Origin of the sequence: Helicobacter mastomyrinus (assembly GCF_039555295.1) — a bacterium.
Classification (GTDB): domain Bacteria; phylum Campylobacterota; class Campylobacteria; order Campylobacterales; family Helicobacteraceae; genus Helicobacter_C; species Helicobacter_C mastomyrinus.
Genome location: NZ_CP145316.1, coordinates 486535 through 504882, shown reverse-complemented (window position 1 = coordinate 504882; position 18348 = coordinate 486535). Strand labels below are relative to the sequence as shown.

Below are 18348 nucleotides of genomic sequence, written 5' to 3'. Positions count from 1 at the left end.
AGAGTTATGGCAGTAGAACCAATGACAAATTACGGCTATGAGAAGCTTTGCGCGGAATTAAAGAATCTCAAAGAAGTGGAGCGCCCACGTATTATTGTAGAAATTGATGTGGCACGCTCACACGGAGATTTGAAAGAAAATGCAGAATACCACGCCGCACGTGAGAAACAAGCTTTTATTGAAGCGCGTATCAATGAATTAGGGCTTATGCTTGCAAATGCACAAGTGATTGACCCTGCGAGTTTGCCTCACGATAAGGTGAGTTTTGGCTCAAGTGTGAAAATACTCAATCTTGATACGGAAAAGGAATTTATCTATACGCTTGTGGGCTCTATGGAGAGTAATCCCTCTAAGGGACTTATCTCGGTTTCTTCGCCTATTGCTAAAGCACTAATGGGGAAAAAGCAAGGCGATGAAGTGAGTATTATGCTGCCTAATGGAGAGAATGAGTTTGAAATCTTAGAAGTCTTTTATAAAGACATTGTGTTTGGGGAATAATAATGAAGCGCACACGACTTAAGATTAAAAAGCTCCATTTTAATGCAATTATCCCATCGTATCAAACGCCACAGTCAGCGGGATTTGATCTACACGCTTTAGAATCTTGTGTGCTAAAAGCCGGAGAGCGCATACTTGTAGGTACAGGATTAGCCTTTGAGGTGGATTCTGGCTTTGAGATTCAGGTGCGCCCAAGGAGTGGTTTGGCACTTAAAAATGGCATTAGTGTGCTCAATACGCCCGGCACGATTGATAGCGATTATCGTGGGGAAATCAAAGTCATTCTTATCAACCATTCGCGTGAGGATTTTCATATCAAGGAGGGCGATAGAATCGCTCAAGCAGTAATCAATGAAGTGATATATGCAGATTTTGAAGAGGCAGAAGAATTAAGTGAGAGTGTGCGAGGGGAAGGTTCATTTGGCTCTTCGGGTGTGGCTAAAGATAAATAAATCCTAAGGAGGTTATGATGAGTTTGCAATCTAATCTGAAAAGTGTTAAAGAATCTTTTAATAGTGATGAAAAACTTTTAGAGAGTGCTTTTGCTCTAGAAATTATGTGGAAGCGATACCGCAAGTACATCATTACATTGCTTATTTGTATGGTGGGTGTGGGAATATGGTGGCTTGTGAGTAACTATATTCAATCACAAAAAGCAATAAAAGCAAGTGCCGCGTATGAAAGGCTTATTAGTGATTCTACGGATAAAGAGGCATTAGAATCTCTAAAAGATGCAAGCCCTGCTTTGTATGATATGTATCGTTATTTTAATGCAAATAATGATAGTGCAGTGTATGAGGCATTAGCAGATTCACAAAATGCCTTTGTCCGCTCTATCGCACAATATGAATTGGCTTCAATACAGGCAAGTAAGCTATTAGAGGCAAATGATATAGACGAATCTTCTCTTAATCAAGCCTTAGTGTCTTTAGAACGCACAAAGCCTACAAGTCTTAAAGAGTTGGCTATATTGCAAGAGGCGTATTTGCTATTCAAGGCAAATAAGGTCAAAGAAGCATATCAAAAGCTCATATTGATACCTGAAAATAGTGCATTTTATAATGAGGCAGTTATTTTTAAGCATTTTGGATTGGATAATAAATTTTTACTTGGGGGCAAGTAAGCAATGCTATATGTATCAAGGATTATTTTTTACATAGTGTTTGCAAGTAGTATATGGCTTATCTTTGGATGTAGCTCTAAAAAGCATTTTGAGCCTAATGCTATACAGGGTGATATGCGATTTGAAGGCAAGTTAAGTGCGCCGCTAAAGAGTGCTACGCGTGTGGGTGCTGTGCTTAAAGATAATACATTGCTTAGCTTTGCAGATGGGCTAACACCTATTGTTTTAGAATCTAATTATAAATTTCTTGCGCAAAATAAAAATACTTTCGTGCTGCAAAAGCAGTGTAAAGATATATTGATAATGGATTCTCAAAATATATTACATACTATCCCCTTTGATACTTGCGTGCTTTCTGCTGATTTTAAGGACAATAAACTCGCTATGGTGCTACTTGATAATACGCTTATGTATTATGATGTGCCTACACAAAAAGAGATTTTCTCGCAAAAGTATCCTGCAGTCATCGCCATTAATGCCTATTTGGCTTCACCGCAAATCACGGATAGTCAAGTGTTTTTCCCTGATTTAGAGGGAAAGGTGCTTGTATATGATAAGGCGCAAAATAAGATTATTAAAGATATTTTAATAAGCAGTGATAAGTTTTTTAATAATGTGATTTATATGTATATACACAATCAATATTTGCTTGCAGCTACGGCTAGACGCGTGAGTGTGATTATTAATGATAAAAGCTTTAAGTATGATGTGGATTTACGCGATGTGTTGTTTTTTAATAACAAAATTTATGTGTTGAGCATTGAAGGAGAGATTGTCGAGCTAGATCATACGCTTAAAGTGCTGCGCAAGGTGCGTTTGCCCTTTGCGGTATTAAGCGGTATAATTATCACCAATAATACACTTTATACGCTTGAAAAGGGTGGGTATCTCATCGCTCTTAATCTTGATGATTTTGTTCCTATGGTGTATAAAAGCCATCTCTCTAAGAAAAAGAATCTTTTCTACAATCGCGATACTTTCTTTTATGACAAGGTTTATAAAAGGTTTGAGTAATGCTTTTGTGTGATATAGGCAATACTTTTTTACACTTTTATCATAAGGGTAAAATATGGAAAGAAAAGCCATATTCCTTAAGTAAAAAAAAAGAGAATCTGCCTATTTATTACATCAGCGTGAATGAACGATTTGAGAGATGTCTCCTTGCTTCACACCCATATTGCGTTAATGTAAATGAGTATATTGAGATTGAAAGCGAGTATAAGGGCTTGGGTGTGGATAGGAGGGCAGCGTGTAAGGCAATTAGTGATGGTGTGATAGTCGATGTGGGAAGTGCCATTACGGTGGATATTGTGCAATGGGGCATTCATATAGGCGGATACATTATGCCCGGATTAAATGCGTATAGAAAGATGTGTGCGGATATTTCTCCTGTGCTTGATAGGGTCATAGAGCCAAGTGTGAATCTCTCCGCCCTGCCTCAAAATACAAGCGATGCACTGAGCTTTGGAGCGATAAAAAGTGTGGTATTAATGATAAAAAATACCTCACGCACGAAAAAGCTTTATTTTACCGGGGGCGATGGCAAGTTTTTCGCACGATTTTTTGAAAATGCCATTTATGATAATACGCTTGTATTTAAGGGTATGCAAAAAGCCCTAGAGAAGCACATATAAGGCAAGAGCAGTAGATTCTAAATAAGGAGCTGAAATGATAAAAATAGCTTTACCAAAGGGCCGTATAGCAAAAGAAAGTCTTGCGTTGTTTGAGCAGCTCTATGGAGGGGGCTTTGTCTTTGATGATAGGAGACTGATTTTAGAACGTGATGACTTTACTTTTATGCTTGTGCGTAGCCAAGATGTGCCTACTTATGTGGTGCATCAAGCCGCAGATGTGGGGATTGTAGGGCTAGATGTGATTGAGGAGCAGCAAGTGAATGTCGTGCGGCTTTTGAATCTTGGTATTGGAAAGTGTAAGGTGGTAGTAGGCTCTCCTGTGGGGAAAAGCCTTGATTATCAAAAGCCACAGCTTAAAATTGCTACAAAAATGCCTCATATTACACGCAAATATTTTGCTAATAAAGCCGTTTCTATTGAATCTCTAAAACTTTATGGTTCTATTGAGCTTGCCCCGCTTGTGGGCTTAAGTGATGCGATTGTGGATATTGTGGAGACAGGCAGCACAATGGCGCAAAATAATCTTAAAATTGATGAAGTGATTATGGAATCAAACGCATATTTGGTAGCAAACAAAAATAGCTTTTATGAGAAAAAAGAGCAGATTCTATCACTTTATAAGCAGCTTAAAAAGTGTATTAAGGCTACTCAATAGCCGCATTGAGCATTTCTTGAGATTTTTTAAGTGCATCAAGCTGCATATTTTTCACCCTCTCATCATCGACTTTAGGCGTGGTAGGCGTATAGATAGCACTTTGTGAGCCTTTTAGTTCATTTGGCTGCATACCGCGAGGCATTTTGATAAATACATCTTCATAATTTTTTTTGCCTAAATGATGGCGAATGTAGATTTCACCAGTATTTGTGGAATAAATATAGGTATCCTCTCCATCTGAGAACATCACCCAATCTCCTGCCCATAAGCTCACGCATATACACAAGCCACACAGAATCTTTTTCATACTTTCTCCTTTGCATTGATCTATCAAATTTATAAGTGAAGTATATCCTTACTTACGCAACAATTAAAAGCATTGTGGCAACATTAGTTAAGTGGGTTTAAAGTCTTAAGGATTATGCAGAGAGCTTACAAGCTCAATTTTTCCTTTATGTGTATTGATGATACCTTGATTTTTAAGAATCTTTAGTGCGCGTGAGAGTGATTGAGGTGCGATATTGAGACTTTGGGCGATATGCTTTTGACTCATTGTATGCAGTGAGTCTTTATGCGTTTGCAGATATGATAAAAGCCGCTCTTGGAGGGTTTGATTACTCATATTGATATGAGATTCTAAGATTTTGATCTTTTGACAAAGTGAAGTGATGAATAAAAGGCACATTTGCATATCATTAAGGCAGTGTTTGCAAAACTCATCAAAGCTTATGCGGATAATTTCACAAGATTCTATGCACTCAGCATTCGCAGGATAGCAAAGTCGCATAAAAAATGGCATTTCAGCGATAAATTGAGGGGTGTTAATCGTGTGAATCGTGCATTGGGTAGAGAGATTTATATCTGCCCTGCTTTTATAAAGCCGCACTTTACCACTTTTTAGTAAAAGTAAATGCGTGGCTTCCTGCTCTTCAAAAAAGAGAATATCACCCTTTGAATGTGTAAAAGTGTGCCCTATACGAGATAGAGTGTCGATAAGTTGCTGCATAGATGTCCTTTTATTGTGAATTATTAAATTGTATGGGTATTATATAAGCCACCTATAAAACTTTATATTTTAAGGAGAGATTCACAAGTGAGGTATATCCTCGAGCTGACTTTGTGCTCGTGCTTTAACACTAGCTCATACTTATACATTTAAGTCCTTTCCCCTTGTAGAAAACAAACTCATTTTATAAAGTAATATTTGAAGATGAAAATATTACAAATCATTCAATTTTTTGCAAAATTTAACATAAATCAATTTTTTTAGATAGCTTTTATTCTAAGATTCTCTCTTAAATTTCACCAAAGGAATAACAATGGAGGCTATGTATCCATATTTGCTTATCGTGCATATATGCTGTGCGATTATATTTTTGGGCTATATTTTTACTGATGTGGTGCTGCTTGAGCCTTTGAAAAAGGTTTTAGATTCTAATATAGCAGATAAGGTTTTTGCCACTATTATGAAGCGAGGGGTAAAGATTATGCCTCTTTGTGTGCTGCTTTTGGTATTGAGTGGCGGAGCTATGATAAGCCGATATATAGGCGGCTCACAGGGATTTTTTGATACACCATTACAGATTTTGCTTGTGATAAAAATGGGCTTTGCGTTGCTTATTTTGGCAATGGTGATTACCTCACTTAGTTGCAAGTTTTTGGGATTAAAGAATCCTTTGGCTAAAGTGATACACCCAGTAGTGTTGCTACTTGGGCTAATCATTGTTATTCTTGCAAAATTGGCATTTTATCTGTAAAGGAGAGGTTATGAAATATGATGAAATAAATGCAGATTCTATTCGCGCGTTGATGGATGTATTTTATGCGAAAGTAAGGGCAGATAAAAATGGTTTGGGCGATGTGTTTAATGCAAAAATTAGCACAGATGACGCACATTGGGAGGCTCATAAGGAAAAGATTGCAAACTTTTGGGGCGGTATGCTACTTGGTATTGGCGATTATAGCGGACAGCCATTAAAGGCACATTTAGACTTACCACCATTCCCTAGAGAACTTTTTAATGTGTGGCTTGAGCTTTTTGAGGAGAGTTTAAAGGCTATATATGAGAGAGAGGAAGATATTTTCATTGTTTTGCAACGTGCCCAAGCCATCGCACAACGTTTCCAATATGTGCTCTATGAGAGTGGAATGCATCATTAGAGGGATTTAATTAGAATCTCTAATCTATCCTATGCCCTTGCTACTGCGATGTAATCGCCGCATTCGCACGAAGTGCTAATCCACACTTGCAAAAGGTCTTGCTTTGTAGATATAAAATCTGCTTTGCGTCTCAAGTTAGTTTTTAAAGGTAGATTCTCTAATCTATAAATCACAAAATACCACTTTAAAAATTTCAGACTCTCTAGTTTTTCTTTTTTATAATGGGGGAGAGGGGCATTGAATCTTTAAGTTGGCTCGAGGATATACCTCTTGCTCCCCCTTATAAATCCCCACCCCTACACCGCTTTCAAGGTGTGTGATACGCTTTGTGTATCACACTATTTTATTTTCTATAAGTGAAGATATACCTCACTTGTGGGGAGATTATAGATTTTTAAACCTTAGGAACTCACCTTATAAATACGGAGTTTAGCTGTAACAGCAGGCATAATTAGACTAAAGATTCTAAACTTTAAAAACACATTTAATATTATGATTTAATACGTATCAGCCACACTTTGTAATACACAATTTCACAATACTATTAAGTAGCGATGGAATAAGCATAAGAATAGATAGTTCAATGCTTGAAGCCCAAATGCTAGATATATTTATCGCAGCTTTAAATTTTCTTGGATATTATTATTCATAAGTTTATCTTTGAATTTGCCAATAAACAGAAGCAGAGTTGTTACTTTCTTGTAAGTATTATAAGGAGTATTTCCACGAGAATAATATTCAAGTATAGAATCTGTTTGCAAGAGATGAAGCTCTAAAAACTTCAAAAATTTTGGCAAATGTTTTGTGTCTTTCAGGTAATAATGACCAATACTTCGAGGGTTATATTCTACTCCTTGTAAATCCACCTCTATACCATTATTAAAGAGTATATAGATTAAATCAGCACCAACAAGAAAGCTCAATTTTTATCAGTGAGTGTTTCTTTAGGGTGGTGTGCTAAAAGCTCCTTAAAAAATATATCAAGTGTTTTTGTTAAACATATATCTATAGCCTATATGTTCAGGATTAAACTCTAAGTTTCTAAACAACTCTTCATTGATTTTATTGCTGCAATTTTGCACAAAGAAGCGCATCACCCCCCCCCCAGCATTTCTTTTGTTGGTTTCACCCCTAATCCTATGTTACAACTCCAATCACCAATAATAACTTTATAGCCAAAAGCGCTCAAATACTTCACATATTTTATTTCGTCATATGTAAGATATCTTGGCATTACCCCGGGCTCTGCATAAAAGCAAAGTCTCGCACATTTTGTGTATTCTGCTTTTTGAGCGGTGGGTAGCTTTGAGAGGCATTCTTTTGCATTGGCATAATCTCTTGTCAAATCTACACTTGGATTATCCATATCGAAGACAGATTTATATTGTAATGGCTGGTGTTTTGTGATATTGGGCAGTTTTTGAAAGAGACTTTTTGCTTTTTTAGTTTCCATTTACTCAAATCTGTCCTAAAGTCTTTCAGTCTTGCAAAAAGTTTACTTATATCATTGATTTTGCGTGTAGCCTATTGTTCTATACCGCTAAAATTTCCCATTTTTATCATATAAAGGATAGAGCTATGGAGGGCAGATTCTATACTCTTACCTTTTGTAATAGTTCCTAAAGCTTCCTTTAGCTTCTTCTTTTTCGAGTTGCTTCACTGCTATAATCTTTAAACCCTTGACGTTATAATTTGCCCTTATAACTTGCAAAAATGCTGCTTGAATGCCTTCTCCAATTTCTTTGCTGCTTTGAGAATCTAGCCTTAGCCGCAAATCTTTTTCACTTATTAGCTTCTCTAAAAGTGTGCAGATTTTGGCTAAAAAACCAAGCAATGGCTTTCAAACCACCTTTGAAAGCCATTGCTATCGCACTCAGCCGTAGAAATGCCTGTTGCACTTTCATATTCTAATGCATACTTTTTGTAATCAGCATTCATTGTCATTCCACAAGAGGATTCATTGAGATATTCAAGTGCAGCTTTGATTTATTTTTTGGCATTTTGACATTGGCTTTAAAATAAGTGGTGATGGTTTCCTCATCGATATTCTTTTGTGTTATGAGGGATTTAAGTGCCTGTGCATCTTGTTTTTCATTTTAAGCCTTAAATAGTATAAGCAAATTTTTTGTGCAATACTGATGAAGATTTACTTCATACCAAATTAAAATATGATTAAATATTATCAATAATGAAATTTTAGTCTTACCTCAATACCAAAAAAACATAAAGAGCAATATTATTGTCCTTATTAAAAGGATATAAAAATATATAAAAAGAGCGAAAAATAGGCAAATAACTTGACTTATTTTTATAATTTTGTCTATAATCACGCGCTAAAAACATCAAAAAATTTTATTTTTGATGAGTTCTTTAATAGTGAAGGAAAAAATATGGAAAGAATACGACTTAGGCTAAAAGCTTACGATCATAGGGTTCTTGATAGGTCGGTTGCGTCTATTATAGAAGCAGTGAAAAGGACAGGTTCAGAGATAAGGGGTCCCGTACCACTTCCTACGAAAAAGAAGCGATATACCGTTTTACGCTCGCCTCATATTAATAAAGATTCACGAGAGCAGTTTGAAATCAGGGTGCATCATCGTATCATTGATATTATCTCTGCTACCCCTGATACCGTAGATAGCCTTATGAAGCTTGATTTAGCACCAGAGGTAGATGTCGAAGTAATGTCTATGAGTAAGTAAGAATGTGAGGTTTAGGATATGGAATTTATAGTTGAAAAAATTGGTATGAGCCGCACAATAGGTACAAAGAGTGAGGCAGTAACGTTGCTTCGTGTATTTGGCGCAAAGGTGTGCGAGCTTTATGATAATGGCAAGGCACTTGTGGCTTATCCGCAAGGCAAAAGATTCAATAAAGCCATTGCAGGGCAGCAAAAGAAATATAGCCTAAGCAAAGAGTTTAATCAGTTTGCTACATTGAAAGTGAATAATAAAGAGGTTGGCGATATTGATGTGAGCGTTTTGGAGAGTGCAAAACGAGTGAAAGTGAGCTTTAAGACAAAGGGTCGGGGCTTTAGCGGTGCGATGAAAAGATGGAATTTTCAAGGCGGTCCAGGCGCACATGGGAGCAGATTTCATAGACGTTTAGGTTCTATTGGGAATCGTGAGTGGCCCGGGCGCGTTCAGCCGGGTAAAAAAATGGCAGGACATTATGGAAATGAGCTTGTGAGTGCAAAAAATGATATCTTTTCATTTGACAAAGAAAGCGCTATTTTGGTGCTTAAGGGTTCAGTAGCTGGACATAATGGCGCATTTGGCAGAATAGAAATCATAAAGTAAGGTAAGGCAGTATGAGTAAAGCGATTGTATTAGATAAAAAGTTCGCACAAAGTGGTGAGCTTGCATTACCAGAGAGATATTCACAAATCAAAGAGCATAATTTGTATTTGTATGTGAAGTCTTATCTTGCCTCATTGAGGGCGAATAATGCGTGTGCAAAAAAGCGAGGCGAAGTAAGCGGTGGCGGTAAAAAGCCTTGGAATCAAAAAGGTGGCGGTCGTGCACGTGCAGGGAGTATCACTTCTCCTGTGTTTGTGGGTGGAGGCGTTTCACACGGTCCTAATAATGATAGAAACTATCAGCTTAAAGTCAATAAGAAACAAAAGCGATTAGCGCTTGAATGTGCCTTGTATCAAAAGGCGCAGGAGGGTGCACTCTTTGTGGTGGATTCTCTTAATATCTCAAGTGGTAAGACAAAAGAAGCGTATGCGATGTTTAAGGCGTTAAATAAAAGAAATGCCTTATTTGTTACACAATTAAGCGATGAGCCTACATTTTTGGCTTTTAGAAATTTGCAGCATTGTTATTTAGCCGATACAAATGAGCTAAATGCGTATCTGGTGGCTACATTCCGCTCTATTGTGATTGAAAAAGCCGTGTTTGATGAAATTATCGCAGAAAAGAAAGGGGAATAAAATGGCAGATATTACAGATATTAAGTCAATCCTCTATACAGAAAAATCTCTCTCTTTACAAGAAAGCGGAGTGCTTGTAGTGCAGACAGCCACACACGTAAGTAAGAATCAGCTTAAAGAGATTTTCAAAGAGTATTTTGGCATTACACCTTTAAGAATCAATTCTTTGCGTCAAGAGGGCAAAGTGAAGCGATTTAGAGGCAGAATCGGACAGAGGGCGTCATTTAAGAAATTTTATGTGAAGATTCCAGAGGGCGCAAAACTTGATGCGCTATCAGTGTAAGGAGTGAATATGGCAGTTAAAACGTATAAGCCTTATACCCCAAGTCGCAGATTTATGAGCAATCTAAGCTCAAGCGATATTACAGGCAAGGCAAGTGTAAGGAGTTTACTTGTTAAGCTACCTGTGAGTGCGGGGAGAAATAATAATGGGCGCATTACAAGTCGTCATAAAGAGGGCGGGGCAAAAAAGCTATATAGAATCATTGATTTTAAACGCAATAAATTCAATGTGCAAGGCAAAGTAGCAGCCATAGAGTATGACCCATATAGAAATTGTCGTATTGCACTTATCTATTATGTCGATGGTGAAAAGCGATATATTATCCAGCCAAGTGGATTAAAAGTAGGCGATATAGTGTTCTCTGCAGAATCTGGGCTTGATATTAAGACAGGTTTTGCAATGAAGCTTAAAAGCATACCGATTGGGACAATCGTGCATAATATAGAGATGCACCCCGGCGCAGGTGGGCAGCTCGCTAGAAGTGCGGGAGCAAGTGCACAGATTATGGGACGTGAGGGTAAATATATTATCCTTAGAATGCCAAGTGGCGAGATGAGATATATTTTAGAGGAATGTATGGCAACTATTGGCGTTGTGGGTAACGAGGACTTTACAAATATTTCTATTGGTAAGGCAGGGCGCAATCGCCATCGTGGTATTCGCCCACAAACACGTGGTAGCGCGATGAACCCTGTGGATCATCCACACGGCGGTGGTGAGGGCAAAACAGGCTCGAGCGGACATCCTGTATCTCCGTGGGGAACACCAGCAAAAGGTTTTAAAACTCGTAAGAAAAAAGCGAGTGATAGATTGATTATCTCAAGAAAGAAAAAATAAGGTAGGAAACTATGGCAAGATCAATTAAAAAGGGTCCATTTGTAGATGATTATCTCATCAAAAAAGTTGAGAAAGCAAAAGCAGGTAAGGATAATAAACCTATCAAAACGTGGTCTAGACGCAGCACGATTTTACCCGATATGATAGGGCTTACATTTAATGTGCATAATGGTAGGGCGTTTGTGCCAGTGTATATTACTGAAAATCACGTAGGTTATAAGCTCGGTGAGTTTGCCCCTACACGCACCTTTAAAGGACACAAGGGAAGTGTCCAAAAGAAAATTGGTAAGTAAGGGGATAAGATGAGTAAGGCATTATTAAGATACGTTCGATTATCTCCAACAAAGACGCGACTTATCGCAAGAGAAGTGCAGGGTATGAATGCTGAAGTGGCAATTGCGAGTTTAGAATTTACACCCAATAAGGCTGCAAAGGTAATTTCAAAGGTTATTGCTTCAGCAGTGGCAAATGGTGGCTATGACGCACAAGATGTCATTATTACCTCTTGTCGTGTAGATGCTGGTCCTGTGCTAAGACGTTTTACACCACGTGCAAAAGGGAGAGCTACTCCTATCCGTAAACCAACATCACATATTTTAGTAGAAGTGGACACACAAAAATCACAAAAAGCTCTAGATTCTAAAGCTACTAAGGCAAAAGATGTGAAGCCAAAAGTAAGCCAAACACAGCAAGAGCAAGAAAAAGTAGCTACACAAGAAAAAACCCAATCAAAAGCAGCTACAAAGGCTAAAACTACTACTAAAAGCACCAAGAGCAACACAGAATCTAAGGTAGTAAAAACAGAGGCAAGCAAAGCAAGTGGAGAGAAAAAAACAACGATAAAGAAAAAAACTGAAGGTGAGGAAAAATAACAATGGGTCAAAAAGTTAATCCAATAGGTTTAAGATTAGGTATCAATCGTAATTGGTCTTCTCGATGGTTTTCAGTTTCACAAACGACACCTTCAAATATCTTAGAAGATCATAAGATTCGTAAATTTCTCAAACGCGAGATGTATTATGCAGGAGTGAGTGAGATTATTATCGAACGTGCAGCAAATAAGATTCGTATAACCGTTGTTGCTTCTCGTCCGGGACTTATTATTGGTAAAAAGGGCGTGGATATTGATAAACACAAAGAAGCATTGAAAAAGATTTTGCATAAAGAAGTGTTTATTAATATCAAAGAGGCTAAACGTCCCCAAGCTAACGCGCAACTCGCAGCGGAAAATATCGCTACACAGCTTGAAAAACGTGTGGCTTTTAGACGTGCTATGAAAAAGGTTATGCAAGCAGCGATGAAAGCAGGAGCTAAGGGTATTAAAGTCAAGGTTTCTGGTCGTCTAGCAGGGGCTGAAATGGCAAGGACAGAATGGTATATGGAAGGACGTGTGCCTTTACATACACTTCGTGCTAAGATTGATTATGGCTTTGCCGAAGCGATGACAACTTATGGAATCATTGGCGTGAAGGTATGGATTTTCAAAGGTGAAGTATTGCATAAAGGTATTTTGCCTGAAAAAAAAGAAGAGGGAAAGAGCGGCGATAAAGAGGCGCGTTCTAAATCACGAAGAGGGAGGCAATAATTATGTTAATGCCAAAAAGAACAAAATATAGAAAGCAGATGAAAGGACGCAATAGGGGTAAGTCTTTCCGCGGTGCAAGTTTAGCTTTCGGCGATATTGGGATTAAAGCATTAGAGCACGGGCGTATAGATTCACGTCAAATAGAATCTGCTCGTATTGCGATGACAAGACATATCAAAAGAGCAGGGAAGGTGTGGATACGCGTTTTCCCTGATAAACCACTCACGGCAAAGCCCCTTGAAACAAGAATGGGTAAGGGTAAAGGTGGTGTGGAAAAATGGGTGATGAATATCAAGCCCGGTCGCATTATTTATGAAATGGCAGGGATTGAAGAATCTTTAGCGCGAGAGGCATTAGCCTTAGCTCAAAGTAAGCTCCCTTTTAAAACCAAAATCATAAACAGCGAGAGTGAAAATGAAATTTATTGAATTGAAAGATAAGGACGTTGCAGAATTGCAAAAAATGTTGAAAGAGAAAAAGTCGTTGCTTTTTGAAAAAAGATTGCAACTCAAAACAATGCAGCTTACCAATCCAAGTGAAATTAAAACGATTCGCAAGGATATTGCAAGAATTAATACAGCTTTAAGTGCGAAAAAGGATTGAGTATGAGTGAAAAACAAGCACATAAGAGGGTGATTCAGGGCAAGGTTATCAGCCGAGCAGGGAATAAGAGTGTAGTGATTTTAGTAGAACGCAAAGTGGTGCATACAAAGTATCGTAAAATCGTTAAACGTTTCAAAAAATATACTATCCACGATGAGAATCATAGTGCCAAAATTGGCGATGTGATTAGTGCGATTGAATGTAAGCCAATCTCTAAAACAAAGGCTTTTAGATTCAAAGAAATTATTACCGCAGGAGTAGAGCTATGATACAAAGTTTTACAAGATTGAATGTCGCAGACAATAGCGGTGCGAAAGAGATTATGTGTATTAAGATTTTGGGCGGTAGCCATAGACGATATGCACGTGTAGGCGATGTGATAGTCGCTTCTGTGAAAAAGGCTATCCCAAATGGGAAAGTCAAAAAAGGGCAAGTTGTCAAGGCAGTAGTGGTAAGAAGTAAAAAAGAAATCCATCGCGATAATGGTTCTTTGGTACGCTTTGATGATAATGCGGCGGTGATTCTTGATGCTAAAAGAGAGCCTATTGGCACGAGAATCTTTGGACCAGTAAGTAGAGAAGTGCGATACGCTAATTTTATGAAAATAGTATCGTTAGCTCCGGAGGTGTTATAGTGGCAAAGTTTAAGATAAAAAAAGGTGATTTGGTGCTTGTTATCGCAGGTGATGATAAGGGCAAAAAGGCAAAGGTTTTGCAAGTGTTGCCTAAAAAAGCACAAGTGATTGTTGAGGGCTGTAAAATCGTAAAAAAGGCAATCAAGGCAAATGATAAGAATCCTAAAGGCGGATTTTTAACCAAAGAAATGCCAATGAGTATTTCAAATGTAAAAAAAGTGGAAGGAGATAATTGATGTTTGCATTAAGAGAAAAATACAAAAATGAGATTATCTCCCAACTTAAAAGTGAGCTAAATATCAGCAATCCTATGCTATTGCCAAAGCTTGAAAAGATTATCATTAGCGTTGGAGCAGGAGATTATGCAAAAGATTCTAAGGTAATGCAAAATATCGCTGATACGATTTCGCTCATCGCAGGGCAAAAGGCGGTCATTACATTAGCAAAGAAATCTGTTGCAGGATTCAAAATGCGTGAGGGTATGCCTATGGGTGTGAAAGTTACACTTCGTGGCAAAATGATGTATAACTTTTTAGAAAAGCTCATTGTTATTGCTTTGCCTCGTGTGAAAGATTTTAGAGGTGTGAAACGTAACGGCTTTGATGGTAGAGGTAATTATAGCTTTGGCTTGAATGAGCAGTTAATGTTCCCCGAGGTCGTATATGATGATATTATGGTAACTCATGGTATGAATATTACATTTGTAACTTCCACTAATAGTGATAAAGAGGCGTTTAAGTTGCTTGAGCTTCTTGGTATGCCTTTTGCGAAAGGACGATAAAATGGCGAAAAAATCAATTATTGCAAAGGCAAAAAGAAAGGCAAAATTTAGTGCGCGAGCCTATACAAGATGTCAAGTGTGTGGCAGACCTCATTCTGTATATCGCGATTTTGGATTATGTAGAGTGTGTTTGCGGAAAATGGGTAATGAGGGCTTGATACCCGGATTGCGTAAAGCAAGTTGGTAAGGAGAAAGTATGGTAAATGATATTATTGCAGATTCTTTGACGAGGATTCGTAATGCTTCTATGAGGAGACTAGAGGTTACGACATTGTATTATGCTAAGATTGTCGTATCAGTCCTAGAAGTGTTTAAGACGAAGGGTTTTATCAAGGATTATAAGGTAAACGATAAAGATGGTAAGCAATCCATTATGGTGCAGCTTGCTTATGATGAGCGTGGGAGAAGTGCTATTAATGAAATTAAACGCATCAGTAAGCCCGGTCGCCGTGTGTATAAGGGACATAATGAGCTAAAACGTTTTAAAAATGGCTATGGCACGATAGTGGTAAGCACAAGTAAAGGTGTGATTGCCAATGATGAAGCTTATCGTGCAAATGTTGGTGGCGAAGCACTTTGTAGTATATGGTAGGAGAAAGATATGTCAAGAGTTGGTAAAAAGCCTATTAGTATTCCAAAAGGCGTAGAGGTATCCGTGCAAGGAAGCAAGATTCTATTTAAGGGCACAAAAGAGCAAAAAGAGCTAGAGACGTATGGACGCGTGCAAATCGCACTAAACGATGGGGCTTTGAGCTTTAGCTGTATAGATTCTCAAGCGCAATCTCGTGCATATTGGGGGACATATCGTGCATTAGCAAATAATATTATTATCGGTTTGTCTCAAGGATTCACAAAAGTGCTTGAAATCAATGGTGTGGGCTATAAGGCAAATATTAGCGGAAAGAATCTTGAAATGGCATTGGGATTCTCTCATCCAGTGATTTATCCTATCCCTGCAGGTATTGAAATGAGCGTGGATAAGAATACGATTACTATTAAAGGTGCTGATAAGCAGCAAGTAGGGCAGATTGCGGCTGAAATTCGCGAGTTTAGACCACCAGAGCCTTATAAGGGCAAGGGGATTAAATACAGCGATGAGACCATCATTCGCAAAGCCGGCAAAACTTCTAAAAAATAACTAGGGGTAAGATATGACAGAGAAAGTATTAAAGCAAAAGCAGCTTCTTAGGACAAAAAGAAAGCTACGCACAAGAGGCAGAATCTATGGCATAGCGAATAAGCCACGTATCAGTGTATTTAGGTCTAATAAATATTTTTACGCACAGGCTATTAATGATGAGTTGGGTGTAACACTTGCTTGTATTGATGGCAAAAAGCTTAAACTAGGTAACAATAAAGAAGATGTGAAAAAAATTGCTAATGAGTTTGCTGCCGCATTAAAGAAGGCTAAGATTGCAGAGGCGGTATTTGATAGAAATGGATACCTCTATCACGGCGTTGTAGCGGCATTTGCCGATACTTTGCGCGAAAATGGCATAAAGTTATAATCAAAGGACGTTTATGGAAATCAATAGAGAAGAATTTAGCGAAGTGGTTGTGAATATCGGTAGGGTTACAAAGGTTGTTAAAGGCGGACGTAGATTCCGTTTCAATGCGCTTGTGGTAGTAGGCAATAAAAATGGGCTTGTGGGCTTTGGGCTTGGCAAGGCAAAAGAAGTGCCAGATGCGATTAAAAAGGCTATTGATGATGCATTTAAAAATATCATTAAAGTAAATATCAAAGGGACAACCATAGCCCACGATATTGAGCATAAATATAATGCAAGTAAGATTCTCTTAAAACCTGCTAGCGAGGGGACGGGCGTTATCGCGGGTGGTTCTACTCGCCCAGTGATAGAACTTGCAGGGATTAAAGATATTTTGACTAAATCACTCGGGTCTAATAATCCCTATAACGTCGTTCGTGCAACTTTTGACGCACTTGCACGTATTAAGGCTTAAGGAGTAGGCTATGTTAGAAAAGATTAAACCAGCAAAAGGCAGCACAAAAGATATTAAACGTGTAGGTAGAGGACAGGGCAGCGGAATGGGCAAAACTTCTACGCGTGGTGGAAAGGGACAGACTGCTCGTAGCGGCTATAAGGCAAAGAGAGGTTTTGAGGGCGGACAGCAACCACTTCAAAGACGTTTGCCTAAAGTGGGCTTTACTTCACGTGTTATTAAACCCGTTGTTATTAATGTGGATAAGGCAAAGGTTTTTGATACATTCACAGAAATTAATATGGAAATATTACGAGCACATTTTAGTATTCCTAAAGGCGCGACAAAAGTAAAGCTCATTGGCAAAAAAGCCAAAGCTTTAGCTGCTAAAACCAAAGATACTTGCATTACAACAAGCGGAAATAAAGAATGACAAAAAGCATTGTAAATAAGATTCTCATCACTCTTGCCTTTTTATTTGCATATAGAATCTTGGCGTATGTGCCTGTTCCGGGCGTAGATGTTGGGTTGATTAAATCTTTTATTGACGATAATGCAAATAATGCGCTAGGCTTATTTAATATGTTTAGTGGGAATGCGGTGGAACGTTTTAGCATTATCTCACTTGGCATTATGCCCTACATTACCGCTTCTATCATTATGGAGCTTCTTGCAGCGACTTTCCCCAATCTTGGTAAGATGAAAAAAGAACGCGATGGTATGCAAAAATATATGCAAATTGTGCGTTATGTAACTATTGGGATTACTATTATTCAAGCAGTGAGTGTAAGTATTGGGCTTAATAGTATGAGTATGGGGGCGATTAAAATTGATTTGAATCTTTTTATTGCTGTTTCTGTGTTTTCAATGCTTGCAGGCACAATGTTGCTTATGTGGATTGGAGAGCAGATTACACAACGAGGTGTAGGCAACGGGATTAGTTTGATTATTTTTGGTGGTATTGTTTCAGGCATTCCTTCAAGCATAGGCAATACCTTTAACCTCGTCAATACAGGGCAAATTAATATATTTATGCTCCTTGTCCTATTAGCTGTGATTCTCTTAACCGTTGGGGTGATTATCTATATTGAATTAGCCGAAAGGCGCATACCTGTATCTTATGCGCGCAAGGTGGTAATGCAGAATCAAAACAAGCGCATTATGAACTACATTCCTGTGAAGCTTAATTTAAGCGGGGTTATTCCGCCTATTTTTGCTTCAGCGTTGCTTGTATTTCCATCGACTATTTTACAAGCCTCATCAAATAGCGTGATTCAATCCATTGCAGATATTTTAAGACCCGATGGTTATATCTATAACTTTTTGATGTTTGTTTTGGTGATTTTCTTTGCATATTTTTATGCTTCTATCGTATTTAATGCGAAGGACATCGCGGATAATCTCAAAAGACAGGGTGGATTCATACCCGGATTGCGTCCGGGTGAGGGGACATCAAATTTCCTTAATAATGTAGCGAGTAATCTTACCTTTTGGGGTGCGTTTTATTTGGCTCTTGTATCTACGCTCCCGTGGGTGCTTGTGAAATTTACAGGTGTGCCTTTTTATTTTGGTGGGACAGCGGTGCTGATTGTGGTGCAGGTGGCTATTGATACGATGAGACGTATCGAGGCTCAAATTTATATGAGTAAATATCAAACCCTAAGTGCCGTAGGGCTTTGA

34 protein-coding genes and 1 pseudogene are annotated in these 18348 nt (G+C 38.2%); 29 read left to right on the top strand and 6 right to left on the bottom strand.

Annotated elements, in window-relative coordinates; translation table 11 throughout:
- Positions 1-6: 6 nt before the first annotated feature.
- From greA to hisG, 6 genes are read left to right on the top strand one after another with little or no spacing between them, the layout of a single operon-like run.
- Positions 7-498 (top strand): transcription elongation factor GreA, encoded by a 492-nt coding sequence (gene greA, locus V3I05_RS02605; RefSeq protein WP_295699741.1) that lies wholly within the window; start codon positions 7-9, stop codon positions 496-498.
- Positions 499-500: 2 nt separating this feature from the next.
- Entirely contained in the window at positions 501-950 is a 450-nt protein-coding gene (dut, locus tag V3I05_RS02600) for a dUTP diphosphatase (RefSeq protein WP_343353903.1), read from the top strand.
- A 17-nt stretch (positions 951-967) separates the two neighbouring features.
- Positions 968-1621 carry a hypothetical protein gene (locus V3I05_RS02595; RefSeq protein ID WP_300447859.1) on the top strand — a complete coding sequence of 218 codons (654 nt, stop codon included), beginning with the start codon at positions 968-970 and terminating at the stop codon, positions 1619-1621.
- A gap of 36 nt (positions 1622-1657) precedes the next feature.
- Positions 1658-2635 (top strand): plasminogen-binding protein, encoded by a 978-nt coding sequence (locus V3I05_RS02590; protein WP_295699749.1) that lies wholly within the window; start codon positions 1658-1660, stop codon positions 2633-2635.
- Complete coding sequence (locus V3I05_RS02585; protein ID WP_300447861.1) at positions 2635-3255, top strand: type III pantothenate kinase; 621 nt, start codon at positions 2635-2637, stop codon at positions 3253-3255. Before V3I05_RS02590 ends, V3I05_RS02585 begins: the two co-directional genes overlap by 1 nt.
- A gap of 34 nt (positions 3256-3289) precedes the next feature.
- Positions 3290-3910, top strand: a complete 621-nt coding sequence (gene hisG, locus V3I05_RS02580) for an ATP phosphoribosyltransferase (protein ID WP_343353902.1) — start codon at positions 3290-3292, stop codon at positions 3908-3910.
- Here hisG and V3I05_RS02575 read toward each other — a convergent pair.
- Both V3I05_RS02575 and V3I05_RS02570 read right to left on the bottom strand, forming a co-directional pair.
- Positions 3900-4217: a hypothetical protein gene (locus V3I05_RS02575; RefSeq protein WP_295699757.1), complete on the bottom strand. Its 318-nt coding sequence runs from the start codon at positions 4215-4217 to the stop codon at positions 3900-3902. The genes hisG and V3I05_RS02575 overlap by 11 nt on opposite strands.
- Before the next feature lie 105 nt (positions 4218-4322).
- Positions 4323-4916, bottom strand: coding sequence for a Crp/Fnr family transcriptional regulator (locus V3I05_RS02570; RefSeq protein ID WP_300447866.1), 594 nt, complete (start codon positions 4914-4916; stop codon positions 4323-4325).
- 313 nt (positions 4917-5229) lie between these two features.
- On the opposite strand from V3I05_RS02570, the gene V3I05_RS02565 reads away from it, so the two are divergent.
- On the top strand, positions 5230-5667 hold the full coding sequence (locus tag V3I05_RS02565; protein ID WP_300447868.1) for a copper resistance protein CopD: 438 nt from the start codon (positions 5230-5232) through the stop codon (positions 5665-5667).
- A gap of 10 nt (positions 5668-5677) precedes the next feature.
- Positions 5678-6070, top strand: a complete 393-nt coding sequence (locus tag V3I05_RS02560; protein WP_295699763.1) for a group III truncated hemoglobin — start codon at positions 5678-5680, stop codon at positions 6068-6070.
- Between the two features lie 29 nt (positions 6071-6099).
- Here V3I05_RS02560 and V3I05_RS02555 read toward each other — a convergent pair whose 3' ends face one another.
- The 4 genes from V3I05_RS02555 to V3I05_RS02540 form a co-directional block, all read right to left on the bottom strand.
- Complete coding sequence (locus V3I05_RS02555) at positions 6100-6243, bottom strand: hypothetical protein (RefSeq protein WP_295699765.1); 144 nt, start codon at positions 6241-6243, stop codon at positions 6100-6102.
- Positions 6244-6681: 438 nt separating this feature from the next.
- The gene (locus V3I05_RS02550; RefSeq protein WP_300447870.1) at positions 6682-6993 is read right to left on the bottom strand and encodes a hypothetical protein; all 312 of its coding nucleotides are present in this window, start codon (positions 6991-6993) and stop codon (positions 6682-6684) included.
- Positions 6994-7163: 170 nt separating this feature from the next.
- Positions 7164-7523, bottom strand: coding sequence for a hypothetical protein (locus V3I05_RS02545; RefSeq protein ID WP_304648087.1), 360 nt, complete (start codon positions 7521-7523; stop codon positions 7164-7166).
- 147 nt (positions 7524-7670) lie between these two features.
- Positions 7671-7904: a hypothetical protein gene (locus V3I05_RS02540; protein WP_343353897.1), complete on the bottom strand. Its 234-nt coding sequence runs from the start codon at positions 7902-7904 to the stop codon at positions 7671-7673.
- A gap of 556 nt (positions 7905-8460) precedes the next feature.
- Here V3I05_RS02540 and rpsJ point away from each other — a divergent pair.
- From rpsJ to secY, 21 genes and pseudogenes are all read left to right on the top strand, one after another.
- Positions 8461-8772: a 30S ribosomal protein S10 gene (rpsJ, locus tag V3I05_RS02535; RefSeq protein WP_034361487.1), complete on the top strand. Its 312-nt coding sequence runs from the start codon at positions 8461-8463 to the stop codon at positions 8770-8772.
- Positions 8773-8790: 18 nt separating this feature from the next.
- Positions 8791-9369 (top strand): 50S ribosomal protein L3, encoded by a 579-nt coding sequence (gene rplC / locus V3I05_RS02530; RefSeq protein ID WP_295699777.1) that lies wholly within the window; start codon positions 8791-8793, stop codon positions 9367-9369.
- Between the two features lie 11 nt (positions 9370-9380).
- Entirely contained in the window at positions 9381-10004 is a 624-nt protein-coding gene (rplD, locus tag V3I05_RS02525) for a 50S ribosomal protein L4 (protein WP_300449031.1), read from the top strand.
- A gap of 1 nt (position 10005) precedes the next feature.
- Positions 10006-10287, top strand: coding sequence for a 50S ribosomal protein L23 (locus V3I05_RS02520; protein WP_295699781.1), 282 nt, complete (start codon positions 10006-10008; stop codon positions 10285-10287).
- A 9-nt stretch (positions 10288-10296) separates the two neighbouring features.
- On the top strand, positions 10297-11124 hold the full coding sequence (gene rplB / locus V3I05_RS02515) for a 50S ribosomal protein L2 (protein ID WP_300449032.1): 828 nt from the start codon (positions 10297-10299) through the stop codon (positions 11122-11124).
- An 11-nt stretch (positions 11125-11135) separates the two neighbouring features.
- Positions 11136-11417, top strand: a complete 282-nt coding sequence (gene rpsS / locus V3I05_RS02510) for a 30S ribosomal protein S19 (RefSeq protein WP_295699786.1) — start codon at positions 11136-11138, stop codon at positions 11415-11417.
- A gap of 9 nt (positions 11418-11426) precedes the next feature.
- Positions 11427-11798: pseudogene (gene rplV / locus V3I05_RS02505) on the top strand (50S ribosomal protein L22); the annotation flags it as partial.
- 200 nt (positions 11799-11998) lie between these two features.
- Entirely contained in the window at positions 11999-12709 is a 711-nt protein-coding gene (rpsC, locus tag V3I05_RS02500; RefSeq protein ID WP_295699789.1) for a 30S ribosomal protein S3, read from the top strand.
- Positions 12710-12711: 2 nt separating this feature from the next.
- Positions 12712-13137, top strand: coding sequence for a 50S ribosomal protein L16 (gene rplP, locus V3I05_RS02495; RefSeq protein WP_295699792.1), 426 nt, complete (start codon positions 12712-12714; stop codon positions 13135-13137).
- A complete protein-coding gene (gene rpmC / locus V3I05_RS02490) occupies positions 13124-13312 on the top strand; it encodes a 50S ribosomal protein L29 (RefSeq protein WP_295699795.1) in 189 nt (62 codons plus the stop codon). Before rplP ends, rpmC begins: the two co-directional genes overlap by 14 nt.
- A 2-nt stretch (positions 13313-13314) precedes the next feature.
- Positions 13315-13581, top strand: coding sequence for a 30S ribosomal protein S17 (gene rpsQ, locus V3I05_RS02485; RefSeq protein WP_295699798.1), 267 nt, complete (start codon positions 13315-13317; stop codon positions 13579-13581).
- Complete coding sequence (gene rplN, locus V3I05_RS02480; RefSeq protein WP_295699801.1) at positions 13578-13946, top strand: 50S ribosomal protein L14; 369 nt, start codon at positions 13578-13580, stop codon at positions 13944-13946. Before rpsQ ends, rplN begins: the two co-directional genes overlap by 4 nt.
- The gene (rplX, locus tag V3I05_RS02475; protein ID WP_295699803.1) at positions 13946-14182 is read left to right on the top strand and encodes a 50S ribosomal protein L24; all 237 of its coding nucleotides are present in this window, start codon (positions 13946-13948) and stop codon (positions 14180-14182) included. Before rplN ends, rplX begins: the two co-directional genes overlap by 1 nt.
- Positions 14182-14727 carry a 50S ribosomal protein L5 gene (rplE, locus tag V3I05_RS02470; RefSeq protein ID WP_295699805.1) on the top strand — a complete coding sequence of 182 codons (546 nt, stop codon included), beginning with the start codon at positions 14182-14184 and terminating at the stop codon, positions 14725-14727. The genes rplX and rplE overlap by 1 nt, the downstream gene beginning before the upstream one ends.
- A 1-nt stretch (position 14728) precedes the next feature.
- Positions 14729-14914, top strand: a complete 186-nt coding sequence (locus V3I05_RS02465; RefSeq protein ID WP_002956257.1) for a type Z 30S ribosomal protein S14 — start codon at positions 14729-14731, stop codon at positions 14912-14914.
- A 9-nt stretch (positions 14915-14923) separates the two neighbouring features.
- Complete coding sequence (gene rpsH, locus V3I05_RS02460) at positions 14924-15319, top strand: 30S ribosomal protein S8 (RefSeq protein WP_295699823.1); 396 nt, start codon at positions 14924-14926, stop codon at positions 15317-15319.
- A 9-nt stretch (positions 15320-15328) separates the two neighbouring features.
- Positions 15329-15865 carry a 50S ribosomal protein L6 gene (rplF, locus tag V3I05_RS02455; protein ID WP_295699826.1) on the top strand — a complete coding sequence of 179 codons (537 nt, stop codon included), beginning with the start codon at positions 15329-15331 and terminating at the stop codon, positions 15863-15865.
- A gap of 13 nt (positions 15866-15878) precedes the next feature.
- Positions 15879-16235 (top strand): 50S ribosomal protein L18, encoded by a 357-nt coding sequence (gene rplR, locus V3I05_RS02450; RefSeq protein ID WP_295699828.1) that lies wholly within the window; start codon positions 15879-15881, stop codon positions 16233-16235.
- A gap of 13 nt (positions 16236-16248) precedes the next feature.
- The gene (gene rpsE, locus V3I05_RS02445) at positions 16249-16689 is read left to right on the top strand and encodes a 30S ribosomal protein S5 (RefSeq protein WP_295699831.1); all 441 of its coding nucleotides are present in this window, start codon (positions 16249-16251) and stop codon (positions 16687-16689) included.
- A 10-nt stretch (positions 16690-16699) separates the two neighbouring features.
- Positions 16700-17101, top strand: a complete 402-nt coding sequence (rplO, locus tag V3I05_RS02440) for a 50S ribosomal protein L15 (RefSeq protein ID WP_295699834.1) — start codon at positions 16700-16702, stop codon at positions 17099-17101.
- Positions 17098-18348, top strand: a complete 1251-nt coding sequence (gene secY, locus V3I05_RS02435) for a preprotein translocase subunit SecY (protein WP_295699837.1) — start codon at positions 17098-17100, stop codon at positions 18346-18348. Before rplO ends, secY begins: the two co-directional genes overlap by 4 nt.

Excerpts from the sequence above, each read along its gene's own strand:
- rplB (WP_300449032.1), top strand. The coding sequence starts at position 10,297 with ATGGCAGTTAAAACGTATAAGCCTTATACCCCAAGTCGCAGATTTATG.
- V3I05_RS02545 (WP_304648087.1), bottom strand. The coding sequence starts at position 7,523 with ATGGAAACTAAAAAAGCAAAAAGTCTCTTTCAAAAACTGCCCAATATC.
- rpsQ (WP_295699798.1), top strand. The coding sequence starts at position 13,315 with ATGAGTGAAAAACAAGCACATAAGAGGGTGATTCAGGGCAAGGTTATC.
- V3I05_RS02575 (WP_295699757.1), bottom strand. The coding sequence starts at position 4,217 with ATGAAAAAGATTCTGTGTGGCTTGTGTATATGCGTGAGCTTATGGGCA.
- V3I05_RS02565 (WP_300447868.1), top strand. The coding sequence starts at position 5,230 with ATGGAGGCTATGTATCCATATTTGCTTATCGTGCATATATGCTGTGCG.
- secY (WP_295699837.1), top strand. The coding sequence starts at position 17,098 with ATGACAAAAAGCATTGTAAATAAGATTCTCATCACTCTTGCCTTTTTA.
- rpsJ (WP_034361487.1), top strand. The coding sequence starts at position 8,461 with ATGGAAAGAATACGACTTAGGCTAAAAGCTTACGATCATAGGGTTCTT.
- hisG (WP_343353902.1), top strand. The coding sequence starts at position 3,290 with ATGATAAAAATAGCTTTACCAAAGGGCCGTATAGCAAAAGAAAGTCTT.
- rplD (WP_300449031.1), top strand. The coding sequence starts at position 9,381 with ATGAGTAAAGCGATTGTATTAGATAAAAAGTTCGCACAAAGTGGTGAG.
- rpmC (WP_295699795.1), top strand. The coding sequence starts at position 13,124 with ATGAAATTTATTGAATTGAAAGATAAGGACGTTGCAGAATTGCAAAAA.
- V3I05_RS02520 (WP_295699781.1), top strand. The coding sequence starts at position 10,006 with ATGGCAGATATTACAGATATTAAGTCAATCCTCTATACAGAAAAATCT.
- rplF (WP_295699826.1), top strand. The coding sequence starts at position 15,329 with ATGTCAAGAGTTGGTAAAAAGCCTATTAGTATTCCAAAAGGCGTAGAG.
- V3I05_RS02560 (WP_295699763.1), top strand. The coding sequence starts at position 5,678 with ATGAAATATGATGAAATAAATGCAGATTCTATTCGCGCGTTGATGGAT.
- rpsH (WP_295699823.1), top strand. The coding sequence starts at position 14,924 with ATGGTAAATGATATTATTGCAGATTCTTTGACGAGGATTCGTAATGCT.
- V3I05_RS02570 (WP_300447866.1), bottom strand. The coding sequence starts at position 4,916 with ATGCAGCAACTTATCGACACTCTATCTCGTATAGGGCACACTTTTACA.
- greA (WP_295699741.1), top strand. The coding sequence starts at position 7 with ATGGCAGTAGAACCAATGACAAATTACGGCTATGAGAAGCTTTGCGCG.
- rpsC (WP_295699789.1), top strand. The coding sequence starts at position 11,999 with ATGGGTCAAAAAGTTAATCCAATAGGTTTAAGATTAGGTATCAATCGT.
- V3I05_RS02465 (WP_002956257.1), top strand. The coding sequence starts at position 14,729 with ATGGCGAAAAAATCAATTATTGCAAAGGCAAAAAGAAAGGCAAAATTT.
- rplR (WP_295699828.1), top strand. The coding sequence starts at position 15,879 with ATGACAGAGAAAGTATTAAAGCAAAAGCAGCTTCTTAGGACAAAAAGA.
- rplO (WP_295699834.1), top strand. The coding sequence starts at position 16,700 with ATGTTAGAAAAGATTAAACCAGCAAAAGGCAGCACAAAAGATATTAAA.
- rplC (WP_295699777.1), top strand. The coding sequence starts at position 8,791 with ATGGAATTTATAGTTGAAAAAATTGGTATGAGCCGCACAATAGGTACA.
- rplE (WP_295699805.1), top strand. The coding sequence starts at position 14,182 with ATGTTTGCATTAAGAGAAAAATACAAAAATGAGATTATCTCCCAACTT.
- dut (WP_343353903.1), top strand. The coding sequence starts at position 501 with ATGAAGCGCACACGACTTAAGATTAAAAAGCTCCATTTTAATGCAATT.
- V3I05_RS02595 (WP_300447859.1), top strand. The coding sequence starts at position 968 with ATGAGTTTGCAATCTAATCTGAAAAGTGTTAAAGAATCTTTTAATAGT.
- V3I05_RS02585 (WP_300447861.1), top strand. The coding sequence starts at position 2,635 with ATGCTTTTGTGTGATATAGGCAATACTTTTTTACACTTTTATCATAAG.
- rpsS (WP_295699786.1), top strand. The coding sequence starts at position 11,136 with ATGGCAAGATCAATTAAAAAGGGTCCATTTGTAGATGATTATCTCATC.
- rplN (WP_295699801.1), top strand. The coding sequence starts at position 13,578 with ATGATACAAAGTTTTACAAGATTGAATGTCGCAGACAATAGCGGTGCG.
- rplP (WP_295699792.1), top strand. The coding sequence starts at position 12,712 with ATGTTAATGCCAAAAAGAACAAAATATAGAAAGCAGATGAAAGGACGC.
- rpsE (WP_295699831.1), top strand. The coding sequence starts at position 16,249 with ATGGAAATCAATAGAGAAGAATTTAGCGAAGTGGTTGTGAATATCGGT.